The following is a 12,855-nucleotide window of genomic DNA, read 5'->3' as shown; positions in this document are numbered from 1 at the left end:
TTTCTTATTGTTTATCGATCATCTCGTCAAACCGCGTAGCAAATAGCCGGTCGAGCATCCGGTCCAGTACACCATTATAATAGCCGGCCAAGTTGCGGATAGGCTTCCGTTTAGTCGCTATAAACGTTTGACGAACGGCTTCCAGTCCGATTCCTTGAAGAATATCGGCAGCATACACGCCTTTTAAATACGACGTATGCGCAAGGTATATGCCGTACAGCTTGCTCGTTAATTTCCGATCGCTAACAAACGTATTGACCGCAGACTTAAACGCAGCATACGTATTCTGTAAGAACTTTAATTTGCTTTGAGAAATAACAGCTTCGTTTTCCCGTTTCGGCGCTTCCGGCTTTGTCTCCGTTGGCTTTTCGGCTTCTTGACGGGGTAACACGGACGGAGTAACATCGGCCGCCGGCAGGATAACGTACATATTTGCGCCGTTGCCGCCGGATACTGGCCGGTATTTAATTTCTTTGCGGATAATTCCGAGATCGACTAAACGCTTAATGACCCGAATCACAGTAACGCGGTGCTTGCCGATTAGCTCTGCGATCGTTGCGAGCTTCAGATACGCCACGCCCGGCGTTTTGACGGCATGACGAGACAACACCTTTAGAACCTCGATTGCGGCAGGCGTTAGATCGGATTTATTGCGGTATATGTGCGTGCGGATGGCGCCGTTAAGCTCGTCCACTGAACGGAACGACGCCATTTTAGAGGCTTCTTTCGTATACATTCGGCTCTCTCCTCGATAAGAGACGCCGGTCCGTCGGAAAAATGGGCGCACTTAAATAAGCGTTGACGAGTACGCTTTTTTCCGATATAATGAACACAGGTCTAGGGCGTTCAATTTATCGGATTCATTTCCGATGGGTTGGCGTTCTTTTTTTTTGTTTTTAGGCTTTTTTCTTTCTAATTGTCGTTAGCGGTGAAAAGTCGTCGTGGCTTCTTCTCATTGCTCTCGTATCCATTTGTATATAACGACGCATTGTTCTAATGTCCGACCATCCTCCGATCTTCTGTAACGTGAACGGATCACAGCCGTTTAGTATCATCGTTTTAGCCCAAGTATGACGGTATACGTGCGCAGTAACCTTCTTATCTTTTACACCGGCTTTTTCCGCATAATACTTCAGCCTCTTATTAAAATGATTTGCGCCCAAGGGCTCGCCATAACTGGATAGAAAAATACGATCAGTCGTAAAGTGTGATTTATTTTCTGTGATAAGCTGAAGCAAAAGCTTTACACAATGAGCAGATATAGGCACTAACCGATGCTTTCTGTTTTTACTAACATCGGCGTTAATCGTTATGAATCGGCTTGAAAAATCTATATCCTTTTCGCGTAGACTCAACAACTCCTCGATGCGAAGCCCGGAATCCAGCAGGCAATTCATAGCGCAGTAATCACGAAAGCCCACATAATCCCGTAAATTCGGTTGCCGCAATATGTCTTTAATTTCATCATCAGTAAAACAGTTTGTAAGATCGATGTCCTGCCGGAGCAACTTAACACGTGCGGCCGGATTTACCTCGATCAACTCTTCGCGGTCAAGGTAATTAAACAGCGCTTTAATAGTCCGCAAATTAATATTTATCGTCGTATCTGAAAGCCCGACTTTATTATCGTCTGATTTTATATACTTGTGCCCGTGATACCGTGGCTTGTCGTATTTCATGTAGTTAATATAGTTCCTTAAAATCTCCGTGGTGATCTCATCGATATATGTAACTTCATAGTTGTCGTTAAGCCATTCGGTAAAATACCGCCACATCTTTTTATAATCTGTGAGCGTTCTTTCGCGAAGTCCTTCCGTTCTTTTACCGGCCAAAGCGATCTCTAATGCTTCGCTAAGTAGTAACCGCGGGTAGTCTTTTTTGGCCGCCGAAACATTCGTAACTCTTCGTCGTTTCTTATTTAACGCCATAATAAAAACGCCTCCCTTAACGATGATTTAAGTTACATCGCTAAGAAAAGCGTCATCAACAATCCTAACAACCGTAAAACAGGGTTGTTTTTATTCCGAATAATAACGATTAATCGCGGATTTTTCGCTGCAATCCGTAATCCTCCGATTCAGTTTCCGATTAGATGATCGATTCATATCTCGGAAATAGGATCGAGCAGAAAAACGTTGATATACCAACGGGTTGACCCTTAGCACTCTTCCGGCGTACCGGCGTTTTTGGCCGTGCGGAAAGATGAACCGCAGCCGCAGGAAGCGATGGCATTCGGGTTGTCAATGGTGAAACCGCCGCCCATCATGGACTGTTTGAAGTCAATGATCGTGCCGGTCATAATATCAAGGCTTTCGCTGTCGACCAAAACGGTGATTCCGTGCTGTTCAAACATGCTGTCTTTTTCGCCTTTTTCGTGCTCAAATCCCATTCCGTAAGACAGGCCGCTGCAGCCGCCGCCTTTTACGCCCACACGGAGAAACGCGTTTTCTTCTTCATGCTCTTTCATCATATCTTTTATATGCAAAGCCGCTGCTTCAGTGATGGTTACTGGAACACTCATAGGTAGACCTCCTTTTTTTAAAAACGGATGCTGATATCTATTATAAACCTTGAGGAGAGTATTTCTCAAACGAGCTGTTTACAAATAATAGACGCCGCTGCATACGGTTTCGGCGGGTCCCGTCATCAGTACGTGCCCGTTGTCCTGCCAATTAATCACAAGGTCGCCTCCCGCTAAATGAACGGTGATATCCCGGTTTCGTTCGGAAACACCGTTCAATACGGATGCGACAGCCGCCGCACAGGCGCCTGTTCCGCAAGCCTGTGTAATGCCGGAGCCGCGTTCCCATACGCGGAAATGAAGTTCATCGGCGCTGACGGTTTCCACAAATTCGACATTGACGCCTTCCGGAAATCTCGGGTCTTTTTCAATGACGGGACCGAGCGTTGTAAGAGGCGCTTGATTAATATCCGCAACCGGAAAAACAATATGGGGGTTTCCCATTGATACGGCTGTTCCGGAAAGCTCCGTTTCTCCAAAAACAAAGGTTTCATCGATCGTCCGTTCATCTTCATTGCCGAGCATCGGCAGCTCTTTTTTGGTGAGGCGCGGTTCGCCCATATCGACGGCGACTTCACGCACAATCCCGTTGTCCTCTGTAATGTCTGCTTTCACTAGACCTGAAAGCGTCTCAATGAAAAAGGACGTTTCTTCTGTCAGCTTATGTTCGTATGCGTACTTTGCCACACAGCGAAGGCCGTTGCCGCAATTTTTCCCTTCTGAGCCGTCATTATTAAAAATCCGCATTTTGACGGGCGCTTTTTCTGACGGACAGATGAGGATCATTCCGTCAGAGCCGATGCCCGTGTGAATGCTGGACACTTTAACGGCAATCTCAGCCAGCCGTTCTTCCGGCAGCTGTTCTTCAAATTGATTTACATATATATAACTGTTTCCAAGACCGTGCATCTTGGTAAAACGGAATGAATTCATATCGGCCTCCAACTTTTTTTCTTTTACTTAGTATAAAAGCTCTTCTGCTAGGACACAATACAAATATCCCCCGTTTTTCATACATAAAAGCTCCCTGCATATGCAGGGAGCTTTTATCGTTTACTAAATAAACATGCCGGCAATTGCCGCGCTGAGAAGGTTTGCGAGTGTTCCCGCAATAACCGCTCTTAATCCGAGGCGCGCAATGTCCGAACGGCGGCTTGGGGCCAAACCGCCCAGTGTGCCGAGCATAATCGCAATCGAAGAGAAGTTGGCAAATCCGCACAGCGCAAAGCTGATAATCGTAGACGTTTTTTTAGAAAAGTCCGCAATATGCGGACCGAAGTTTGAATAAGCGACAAACTCATTCAGCACAAGTTTCTGTCCGATATAGCTTCCCGCTCCGAGCGCTTCATGCCAAGGAACGCCGATTACAAATGCGATCGGTGAAAACACGTAACCGAGAATGGATTCTAATGTAATATGTTTGAAACCGAACCAGCCGCCGATACCGCCGAGAATTCCGTTCACTACGGCGATGAGCGCGACAAACGCAAGCAGCATGGCGCCGACATTTAGAGCAATCTGAAGGCCCGTGGACGCGCCTTTTGCCGCTGCATCAATCACATTAGCGGCGCCTTCGCCTTCTTCGTCCATATTAAAATCGCCTTTTATCGTCTGCGTTTTTTCCGTTTCAGGTATTAAAATTTTTCCGAAAACGAGACCGGCGGGAGCCGCCATAAAGCTGGCCGCCAGCAGGTATTCGATCGGAATGCCTAACAGGGCGTAACCGAAAAGCGTCGAACCCGCTACAGCCGAAAGGCCGCTCGTCATAATCGTAAACAGCTCGGAACGGGTCAATCCCGCAATCAGCGGTTTAATGGCAAGCGGTGATTCAGACTGTCCGACAAAAATATTCGCAGCCGCCGCAAGCGATTCCGTTCTGCTTGTCCCAAGAAGTTTTGACAGTCCGCCTCCGATGACGCGAAAGATGAGCTGCATGATTTTCAAGTGATACAAAACGGCAATCAGCGCTGAGAAAAAGATAATGACCGGCAGAACGCTCAGCGCAAAAGCCGGGCTGCTGCCCACTTTTAACAGCGGGCCAAAAATAAAGCTGATGCCTTCGTTCGCATAATCAATGAGAAGCTGCACACGGCTTGAGAACCATAAAAATACGGCCCGTCCGGCGTCCCACTTTAATACGATGAATCCGAAGGCCATTTGTAAACATAAACCGACAATGACGGTTCGCAGGTTAATTTTGCTTTTCTTCTCTGATAACAAAAAAGCAATGGCTAATATAGCAACTGCCCCGAGCAGCCCCCAAACGATATTCAATGAATCCACCTCTAAAATTTTATTTAAAAAAAGTCTTTATTAAGATAACAATATTTATTTTTGCTGTCTACAAATTTTTTATTTTGCAAAACCCGGGGCGCAATAAAAAAGAGACCCCATTCGGAGCCTCTGATTAAAACATCGGATTTTCTTCTATGAATGTATATATGTTGTCAACCAGTTCAGCAGGCGTGCCTCCCGTGACCACTTCGCCGTTGACCAGGGCGAACAGGGACTCCATGCATTTCCCGCAATAGCTTAAACAGCCGTATTCAAGCACGTCCAAGTTCGGATCCTTCTCTAAGATCTCAAGTGCTTCCTGGGAACCGCGCGCTAAATTGCTGACACAGAATTCAATCATCGGATTCATGCGGTTTCACCTCACATATGTACCTTATCCTAACGGAATTTCCTCTATTCGTCAAAGATCCGGTTTCACGCTCAATGTTATCGTAACATATTAATTCAGGTTAAAGGTTTTACTATTACGTGTTTTCTGGTCAATTTGTAGGTTATTTTAAAACTATTATTGTGGTTTTAGATCAAATTCGATATAATTCTAGATGTTATTTTACATAGTTCGTTATTTTGTAACAACATTGACTACCATATTTTTCGGGCAAAAGGGGAATCATTATGAAAAAATTGGTCTTGATCGGCGGGGGTTACGGAAACATGCGGGTGCTGCACCGCTTACTGCCGAACCAGCTTCCGTCAGATATATCCATCACGCTGATTGACAGAAACCCGTATCACTGCTTAAAAACAGAATATTATGCGCTCGCCGCCGGCACGATTTCTGATCATCATATCAGGGTGTCTTTTCCTGAGCATCCGAATCTGGATGTTCAATACGGTGAGGTGGCTTCCGTCGACACGAAAAACAAACAGGTTCTGTTTCATGACCGCGAACCGATTTCTTACGATGACGCGGTGATCGGACTGGGCTGCGAGGATAAGTATCATAACGTGCCCGGCGCGCCGGAACATACTTACAGCATTCAGACCATTGATCAGTCACGCGAAGCCTATCAAAAGCTGAACAACCTCGGCGCCAATGCATCTGTCGCTATCGTCGGAGCGGGATTAAGCGGCGTGGAGCTTGCCAGTGAATTAAGAGAGAGCCGTGACGATCTGAAGATTATGTTATTTGACCGGGGCGACCTGATTTTATCAAGCTTTCCGAAAAGACTCAGCAAGTATGTTCAGAAATGGTTTGAAGAACACGGCGTCGCCATTATCAATAATGCGAATATTACAAAAGTGGAAGACGGGATCGTTTATAATCATGATGAAGGAATAGCGGCCGATGCCATCGTGTGGACGGCGGGAATTCAGCCGAATAAAGCCGTCAGAGAACTGGACGCTGAAAAAGATCCGCAGGGGCGCATCATTTTAACACCGCATCACAACCTTCCGGGCGATGAGCATGTTTACGTCGTCGGTGATTGCGCGAGCCTGCCGCATGCGCCGAGCGCCCAGCTGGCTGAAGCACAGGCGGAACAAATTGTGCAGATCCTCCTGAAACGCTGGAACAATGAAGAGCTGCCGGAAACAATGCCGCAATTTAAGCTGAAAGGCGTTCTCGGTTCACTCGGAAAAAAAGCGGGCTTCGGTCTTGTCAACGACCGTCCGCTCATCGGGCGTGTGCCCCGTTTATTAAAATCAGGCCTTTTATGGATGTACAAGCATCATAACGGCTGATAAGAAAAAAGCCGCTGATTGCGATCAGCGGCCATTTTTAAGAGCCCGCAACATAGCCGCGCTTTTCCATTTCTTCATATATATCTTTTAAATGCGGATTCCCTTCCCCCACAATGACATCCTCCACCAGCACGAGCGGATAGAAAAATTCATCGTTTCTGATGCGCTCCGCAAGTTCTTCTGTCTCCTTTTGCTGAGGCGGTGCGTCAATATCAATATACCGCATATGAAAAGGCTGTTCCGGATATTTCCGTTGCAGCGCCGCCTCCAGCCATTCAAACGTATCTTTGGCGCTCGGCATATTCACGCAGCTTGCGCAAAGCGTTTCAGCGCCGTAAACACTGAGCGTAACCGGCTTAATCATGTATATCATCCCCTTTACACCAGTATACAAAGGACGGGGCAGCTTTTGTATAAAAAACGGTTTTTATGTTCAAGTTTAAATATGCTATAATGGGGAAAGCAGCTTTGCAAACCAAACATTAGATTTTTACCGTTACTGTGAATATAATGGTTTTATGTATATGAAAGGAGCGAATCTCATGACTGAGGTTGAAATGAAAGAGCAAGTACAGGAAGTATTGGATAAATTACGTCCGTTTCTGCTTCGTGACGGCGGTGACTGTGAGCTTGTTGACGTAGACGAAGGCATTGTAAAGCTTCGCCTCCTTGGCGCATGCGGCAGCTGCCCAAGTTCAACGATTACGCTGAAAGCCGGAATCGAACGCGCCCTTCTTGAAGAAGTACCGGGTGTCGTTGAAGTAGAACAAGTATTTTAATCATAAAACCAGGCTGCATGACAGCCTGGTTTTTTATTTTTTACAAATAGTCATCGAACCATGAACAAATATAACGGATGCGTTTCATCCGCTGTTCCGGATGGCCGCTTCTCGACAGCTCATGCGTGGCTTTCGGAAACCGGATGAACGACGTCGTTTTGTTCAGTTTCTTCAATGCGGTAAAGAGCTGCTCCGCCTGCTCTATCGGACAGCGGTCATCTCGCTCACCATGCAGGATCAAAAGCGGCGTCGAAACGCTGGACGCATATTTTACAGGAGAACGATCCCAAAGCTTATCCGCTTCCTCAAACAAATCATGTCCGAGCTGCCAGTCAGTAAAAAAGAAACCGATATCGCTGACACCGTGGAAACTGAACCAATTTGAAATGGAGCGCTGCGTGACGGCTGCTTTAAAACGGCCGGTCTGCCCGACAATCCAATTCGTCATAAACCCTCCGTAGCTTCCGCCCGTCACACCGAGACGGCCGCTGTCAATAAACGGATACGCCTGAACGGCTTCATCCACCGCCTGCATGACATCACGGTAATCTCCGCCTCCGTAATCACCCCTGACACGATTGACAAAATCCTGCCCGTAGCCGTGGCTTCCTCTCGGGTTGACATACACGACAGCATATCCTTGTGCGGCCAGCACTTGGAATTCGTGAAAATACGTATGGCCGTACATCATGTGAGGCCCGCCGTGTATGTATAGAATGAGCGGATAAGTTTGATCCTCTTCAAAAACGGCGGGCTTTAAAAACCAGCCGTTTACCGTCAGCCCGTCCTTTGTTTCATATTGCAGCTTTTCCGGCACGGATATGATGCGCTCCTCAATAAACCGATCATTGTCGGATGTCAATTGCTTCTCTTCCCCATCTTCGAGCGAAATGCTGTAAAGCTCGGAAGGCTGTGCGGGTTTGGCAATGACAGCGATACAGCTTTTCTGATCAGGATGAAAAGCAAAACCGTTCACATACTCTTCTTCTAATCGGATCGGATATACGAGGCCGTCAATCGAGATATAATAAATACCGGTGCTTCCCTGCTCGCTCCCGAGAACGTAAAAACCCTGCCCGTCGTTTGTCCATACCGGCCGAGGCGTCACTCCTCCTATGATTGAATCCGCAATCAGCGCATCGCTCAAATGAACATCCAGCATGTCGGTCAGGCAGGACAGCCGCTCAGTTTTCACGTCGTACAGCCACGCTTTCTCTAAAGTCGCATTGCGAAATTCATTTTCATGGCCCAGCATCGCGATATAAGAACCGTCCGGTGAAAACACGCAGGAACCGAAAGAACCGCGGTGCGGCGTAATCTGCTTCAGGCTTCCGTCCGCCAGATTCATCAGATAGACATCGCTCGGCTTTCCGGCGTCACCCGGCTCGCATAAATTGGCGGTAAACGCAAGCTGCCTGCCATCCGGTGAAAAGGCCGCGCCATAATGATCCGCTTCATGATCCGTCAGCTGCCGAATCTCCCCCGTTTCAAGATGAATCAGCACAAGCTGGGCCCAGCTTCCGTTCAGCAGACCCTTCCCGTCACGTTTATATGTTAATGACTGAATGTCAACCGGCTCATACTCGTCATGCTTCTTTTTTTCTTTCTCATCGGCGCGCTCCGCTGATGTCAGACTGACGGACACAAGCACGGATCTGCCGTCGGGCGCCCATATCGGATCTGATACGCCCCAAGGAATATCGGCCGCCTGCTCCGCCTCTCCTCCGGCAGCGTTGATGATGTACAGCTGAGGGACGCCGTTCTCCCTGTCAGAAACAAAGGCGAGGCGCCGTCCGTCAGGTGACCACCGCGGACTTGTATTTCTGTTGTCCCCGAAAGTCCACGGGTTTGAGATGCCGGATTCTGTGTCATATACCATAATGGCTGAGGAATAGGAATCACGCTTATGATTGACTGTTGTCCGGACGTAAGCGGCTCTTCTGCCGTCAGGGGCATATTGCGGGTCTGTCACGGATACGAGAGTCGCAATGTCCTCCTCGGTTATGAGTTTTTTCAATCGTTTCTCCTCCTTTTCTTTTTTATTTCGCTTCCCTAAATAAAAATCCTTCTCCAGAAAAAGAAAGCGTCCTTCTCTGATGGGAAGAACGCTTTTTTATCATTATACACTTTTCACCTGCTCTAAAGGATTCCGTTCAATTACGCTTCCTTCTGACGGGACGGTAAGCGCCGCAATCTCACAGTGGGGGAAATGCTCAGAAAGCTGCTTTCTCAGCTCTTCTCCCTTTCCTTTTTCAATCAGGACAAGAATCGTCGGTCCCGCTCCGCTCAGCGCCGTCCCGTAGGCGCCTTTCATTTCGGCCGCATGTTCCACCTTTGAAAGCTCAGGAACAAGCATGGCGCGGTACGGCTGATGCAGCATGTCTTTTCTCATCATTTTCCCGGCGAGCGCCCAGTCATTTGACATGATCGCAGCAACGAGAAGGTTGCTGACGGCGCTTGCTTTAACGGCGTGCCGGTAAGGCAGCTCTTTCGGGAGCACGTCTCTTGCGTCCCTGGTCAGAACTTCGTAAAACGGAATCACTGCCACAACGTCGATATCCGCTTCGGCAACACGCACGATATGTGTTTCATCTTCTTCGTGAAGGCCGATCACAAGCCCTCCTGCAAGAGAAGCAGCGGCATTATCAGGGTGTCCCTCTTCAAGACTGGCTAAGTGCAGCTTGTCGCTTTCAGACAGCTGCAGGCCGCATAACTCATCCGCAAGCTCAATGGCGGCGACGATAGCGGCCGCGCTGCTTCCGAGACCCCGCGCAAGGGGGATGTCACTCCATACTTTGACATGGGCGGGCGGCAGCTCTTTCTGATAGCGGTCAGCCGTCCGTTTGGCGACTTGATAGATGAGGTTGTCCGTTCCTTGAGGGATGCCCGCGACAGTTTCGGTTTCCGCCGAGAACTGCCATTCATCGTTTCGGAAAACCGAAAGCTTCAAGTACCTGCTGAGCGCCATCCCGATGGAATCAAACCCAGGCCCTAAGTTGGCGGTGCTTCCCGGAACCGTAATGGAAAACAGCATCTCCGCCTCATTCATACACGCGCCGCTCCATTTAAGTATTCCAGGATACTGTCCTCATCTGTCGGCAGCGTAATCGGTTTTATGTCAGATACGTCTACAGCCGTGTTCGGATCTTTCAGGCCGTTTCCGGTCAAAACTGCGACAACCTTGCTGCCTTTTGGAATTTCACCGGATTTTACCTGTTTCAAAACGCCGGCGATGGATGCACAGGAGCCCGGTTCGGCAAACACGCCTTCTTCACGGGCAATCAGCTGATAAGCGTGAAGAATGTCTTCATCTGTGACTTCATCAATTTTTCCGGCTGATTCTTCCGCAGCGAGCACCGCTTTGTCCCAGCTGGCAGGATTCCCGATTCGGATTGCCGTCGCAACGGTCTCTGGATTTTTAATGACTTCGCCGCGGACGATAGCCGCAGAACCTTCCGCCTCAAAACCGCGCATCTTCGGAAGTCCGGTGCCGTTTTTCTCATGGTATTCTTTGAACCCTTTCCAGTAGGCTGTGATATTCCCGGCGTTTCCTACCGGGATCGCCAGAATGTCCGGCGCTTCGCCGAGCTGTTCGCATACTTCAAAGGCCGCTGTTTTTTGCCCTTCAATCCGGTAAGGGTTTACTGAATTCACTAATGCAATCGGTGATTTTTCGCAAATCGACCGGACGATGGCCAGCGCGTCGTCAAAGTTTCCGTCAATCGCGATGATTTCCGCACCGTACATGACGGCCTGCGCAAGTTTTCCGAAGGCGATTTTTCCGTCCGGGATGATGACGATGCATTTCATGCCGGCTCTCGCCGCGTATGCCGCAGCTGCCGCGGATGTGTTCCCTGTAGAGGCGCACATGATGGTATCATTGCCTTCTTCTTTCGCTTTGGCGACCGCCATGACCATGCCGCGGTCTTTAAAGGATCCCGTCGGATTAACGCCCTCTGTTTTCACATGCAGTTCAATTCCGAGCTTTTCGGAAAGTTTCGGCAGGTGAATCAGCGGCGTGTTGCCTTCATGCAATGTCAGGGCCGGCGTCTGATCCGTCACCGGCAGAAATTCTTTATATTGATGGATGAGTCCTTTCCACATTAGCTCCAACCGTTCCCTTCTACGCGATATGTGCTTTTTACTTCTTGTACGACTTCGAGGTCATTTAAGTTTTGCAGAATGTCACTGAAATCTTCTTCCGATGTATGATGCGTGACGATGACGATTTCCGCGAGGTCGTCATGGCCTTTGATCGGCAGCTGCAGAATTTTTTCAAAGCTGACGCCGCGCTCTGAGAAGGCCGATGTGATTTTTGAAAAAGAGCCGACCTGGTCTTTGACGTGAATTCTTAAAAACTGCTGGGCATAGATATCAGACGGCTGCTTCAGATTTCTTTCAAACTGCGGGGCGACAAAGCTGTTTCCGTTTACGCCGAGACGCATGTTTTTCATGACCGCGACCAGATCGGAAACGACCGATGTCGCAGTCGGCATGCTTCCGGCTCCGGGGCCGTAAAACATCGTTTCGCCGACGGCTTCTCCGTACACGTAAACGGCATTAAACTCGTTATGCACCGCAGAGAGCGGATGATGATCCGGTAGCAGTGTCGGCTGAACGCTGACTTCGATTTTATTGTCATCACGCTGGGCGATGCCGATCAGCTTCATCGTATAGCCGAGCCGTTTGCTGAAGCTGATGTCTTCATCCGTTATCCGGGAAATTCCTTTTACTTTGACATCGTCCAGATCGACATTCATAGAGAAGCCGAGACGGGCTAAAATCGCCATCTTGCGCGCGGCATCGAGCCCTTCTACATCGGCGGTCGGGTCCGCTTCCGCGAATCCGAGATCCTGCGCTTCCTTCAGCACTTCTTCATACGGGCTTTTTTCTTTAATCATTTTCGTTAAGATGAAGTTTGTCGTTCCGTTGACGATTCCCATCATTTTTGTGATCCGGTCAGAGGAAAGGCCTTCTTCGAGCGTGCGTAAAATCGGGATTCCGCCGGCGACACTCGCTTCATAATACAAGTCACAGCCATTTTCCTTTGCGGCGGCTAAAAGCTCTGACCCGTATACGGCGATCAGATCTTTATTTGCGGTCACAACATGTTTTTTCGCTTTCAAGGCATCAAGAAGATATTGCTTCGTCTGTTCGACACCGCCGATGACTTCAATAATCACGTCGACTTCAGGGTCATCGATCACATCATAGACCTCTGTCGTCAGCACTTCTTTCGGCAGATCTGCGTCTCGTTTTTTATCAATATCTTTAACTAGCACTTTTTTGATCGTCACCGGACAGCCGACCTGGTGCATAAGCTTATCCTGATGATCTTGTATAATTTTGACGACTCCGCTTCCCACGGTTCCCAGTCCTAACAGTCCAATACGAATCGCTTCCAAAGAGAAACTCCACCTTTCTTCCTTTTGTCCACTAGAAAAGGACAATTGTTAACCCTTCACAGACATTTAAGTTACAAATATTATATAAGCCCGCATTTGTTTTGACAAGCGGCTGAATATTGTTTCTACGGCTATGAAAACGCTTAACACACTGATATGACAAGATTCCCTA

Annotated in this window: 13 protein-coding genes; 2 read left to right on the top strand and 11 right to left on the bottom strand. The window is 48.4% G+C overall.

Annotated elements, in window-relative coordinates; translation table 11 throughout:
* Positions 1–4 precede the first annotated feature (4 nt).
* From NQS30_RS03040 to NQS30_RS03015, 6 genes are all read right to left on the bottom strand, one after another.
* Positions 5–736, bottom strand: coding sequence for a helix-turn-helix domain-containing protein (locus tag NQS30_RS03040; protein ID WP_218791353.1), 732 nt, complete (start codon positions 734–736; stop codon positions 5–7).
* A gap of 160 nt (positions 737–896) precedes the next feature.
* Positions 897–1,928: a tyrosine-type recombinase/integrase gene (locus NQS30_RS03035; RefSeq protein ID WP_095352686.1), complete on the bottom strand. Its 1,032-nt coding sequence runs from the start codon at positions 1,926–1,928 to the stop codon at positions 897–899.
* A gap of 230 nt (positions 1,929–2,158) precedes the next feature.
* Positions 2,159–2,521, bottom strand: coding sequence for a HesB/IscA family protein (locus tag NQS30_RS03030; RefSeq protein WP_003151967.1), 363 nt, complete (start codon positions 2,519–2,521; stop codon positions 2,159–2,161).
* A 78-nt stretch (positions 2,522–2,599) separates the two neighbouring features.
* Positions 2,600–3,454, bottom strand: a complete 855-nt coding sequence (dapF, locus tag NQS30_RS03025) for a diaminopimelate epimerase (protein WP_012118345.1) — start codon at positions 3,452–3,454, stop codon at positions 2,600–2,602.
* A 123-nt stretch (positions 3,455–3,577) separates the two neighbouring features.
* Entirely contained in the window at positions 3,578–4,795 is a 1,218-nt protein-coding gene (locus NQS30_RS03020; protein WP_012118346.1) for a NupC/NupG family nucleoside CNT transporter, read from the bottom strand.
* Positions 4,796–4,928: 133 nt separating this feature from the next.
* Positions 4,929–5,165 (bottom strand): YuzB family protein, encoded by a 237-nt coding sequence (locus NQS30_RS03015; RefSeq protein WP_007408721.1) that lies wholly within the window; start codon positions 5,163–5,165, stop codon positions 4,929–4,931.
* A 266-nt stretch (positions 5,166–5,431) separates the two neighbouring features.
* Between NQS30_RS03015 and NQS30_RS03010 the strand changes: the two genes are divergently transcribed.
* Positions 5,432–6,499, top strand: coding sequence for an NAD(P)/FAD-dependent oxidoreductase (locus NQS30_RS03010; protein WP_025285213.1), 1,068 nt, complete (start codon positions 5,432–5,434; stop codon positions 6,497–6,499).
* Positions 6,500–6,536: 37 nt separating this feature from the next.
* Here NQS30_RS03010 and NQS30_RS03005 read toward each other — a convergent pair whose 3' ends face one another.
* Complete coding sequence (locus NQS30_RS03005; RefSeq protein ID WP_015418136.1) at positions 6,537–6,863, bottom strand: YuzD family protein; 327 nt, start codon at positions 6,861–6,863, stop codon at positions 6,537–6,539.
* A 79-nt stretch (positions 6,864–6,942) separates the two neighbouring features.
* On the opposite strand from NQS30_RS03005, the gene NQS30_RS03000 reads away from it, so the two are divergent.
* Positions 6,943–7,278, top strand: coding sequence for a NifU family protein (locus NQS30_RS03000; protein ID WP_169510385.1), 336 nt, complete (start codon positions 6,943–6,945; stop codon positions 7,276–7,278).
* Positions 7,279–7,318: 40 nt separating this feature from the next.
* Here the strand turns inward: NQS30_RS03000 and NQS30_RS02995 are convergent, their stop codons facing one another.
* The 4 genes from NQS30_RS02995 to NQS30_RS02980 all read right to left on the bottom strand — a co-directional run bounded on the left by NQS30_RS02995 (position 7,319) and on the right by NQS30_RS02980 (position 12,683).
* Positions 7,319–9,295, bottom strand: a complete 1,977-nt coding sequence (locus NQS30_RS02995) for a S9 family peptidase (protein ID WP_169510377.1) — start codon at positions 9,293–9,295, stop codon at positions 7,319–7,321.
* Positions 9,296–9,397: 102 nt separating this feature from the next.
* Positions 9,398–10,327 carry a homoserine kinase gene (thrB, locus tag NQS30_RS02990; RefSeq protein ID WP_017419454.1) on the bottom strand — a complete coding sequence of 310 codons (930 nt, stop codon included), beginning with the start codon at positions 10,325–10,327 and terminating at the stop codon, positions 9,398–9,400.
* Positions 10,324–11,382, bottom strand: a complete 1,059-nt coding sequence (thrC, locus tag NQS30_RS02985; protein ID WP_007408726.1) for a threonine synthase — start codon at positions 11,380–11,382, stop codon at positions 10,324–10,326. The genes thrB and thrC overlap by 4 nt, the downstream gene beginning before the upstream one ends.
* Positions 11,382–12,683 carry a homoserine dehydrogenase gene (locus NQS30_RS02980; RefSeq protein WP_003151938.1) on the bottom strand — a complete coding sequence of 434 codons (1,302 nt, stop codon included), beginning with the start codon at positions 12,681–12,683 and terminating at the stop codon, positions 11,382–11,384. The genes thrC and NQS30_RS02980 overlap by 1 nt, the downstream gene beginning before the upstream one ends.
* Positions 12,684–12,855: the final 172 nt, after the last annotated feature.

The sequence above is a fragment of the Bacillus sp. B1(2022) genome (genome assembly GCF_040259625.1).
GTDB classification, from domain to species: Bacteria; Bacillota; Bacilli; order Bacillales; family Bacillaceae; genus Bacillus; species Bacillus velezensis.
This window is presented reverse-complemented; position numbering and strand designations above follow the sequence as displayed.

Excerpts from the sequence above, each read along its gene's own strand:
- NQS30_RS03010 (WP_025285213.1), top strand. The coding sequence starts at position 5,432 with ATGAAAAAATTGGTCTTGATCGGCGGGGGTTACGGAAACATGCGGGTG.
- NQS30_RS03040 (WP_218791353.1), bottom strand. The coding sequence starts at position 736 with ATGTATACGAAAGAAGCCTCTAAAATGGCGTCGTTCCGTTCAGTGGAC.
- NQS30_RS03005 (WP_015418136.1), bottom strand. The coding sequence starts at position 6,863 with ATGATTAAGCCGGTTACGCTCAGTGTTTACGGCGCTGAAACGCTTTGC.
- thrC (WP_007408726.1), bottom strand. The coding sequence starts at position 11,382 with ATGTGGAAAGGACTCATCCATCAATATAAAGAATTTCTGCCGGTGACG.
- NQS30_RS03015 (WP_007408721.1), bottom strand. The coding sequence starts at position 5,165 with ATGAATCCGATGATTGAATTCTGTGTCAGCAATTTAGCGCGCGGTTCC.
- NQS30_RS03030 (WP_003151967.1), bottom strand. The coding sequence starts at position 2,521 with ATGAGTGTTCCAGTAACCATCACTGAAGCAGCGGCTTTGCATATAAAA.
- NQS30_RS03035 (WP_095352686.1), bottom strand. The coding sequence starts at position 1,928 with ATGGCGTTAAATAAGAAACGACGAAGAGTTACGAATGTTTCGGCGGCC.
- dapF (WP_012118345.1), bottom strand. The coding sequence starts at position 3,454 with ATGAATTCATTCCGTTTTACCAAGATGCACGGTCTTGGAAACAGTTAT.
- thrB (WP_017419454.1), bottom strand. The coding sequence starts at position 10,327 with ATGAATGAGGCGGAGATGCTGTTTTCCATTACGGTTCCGGGAAGCACC.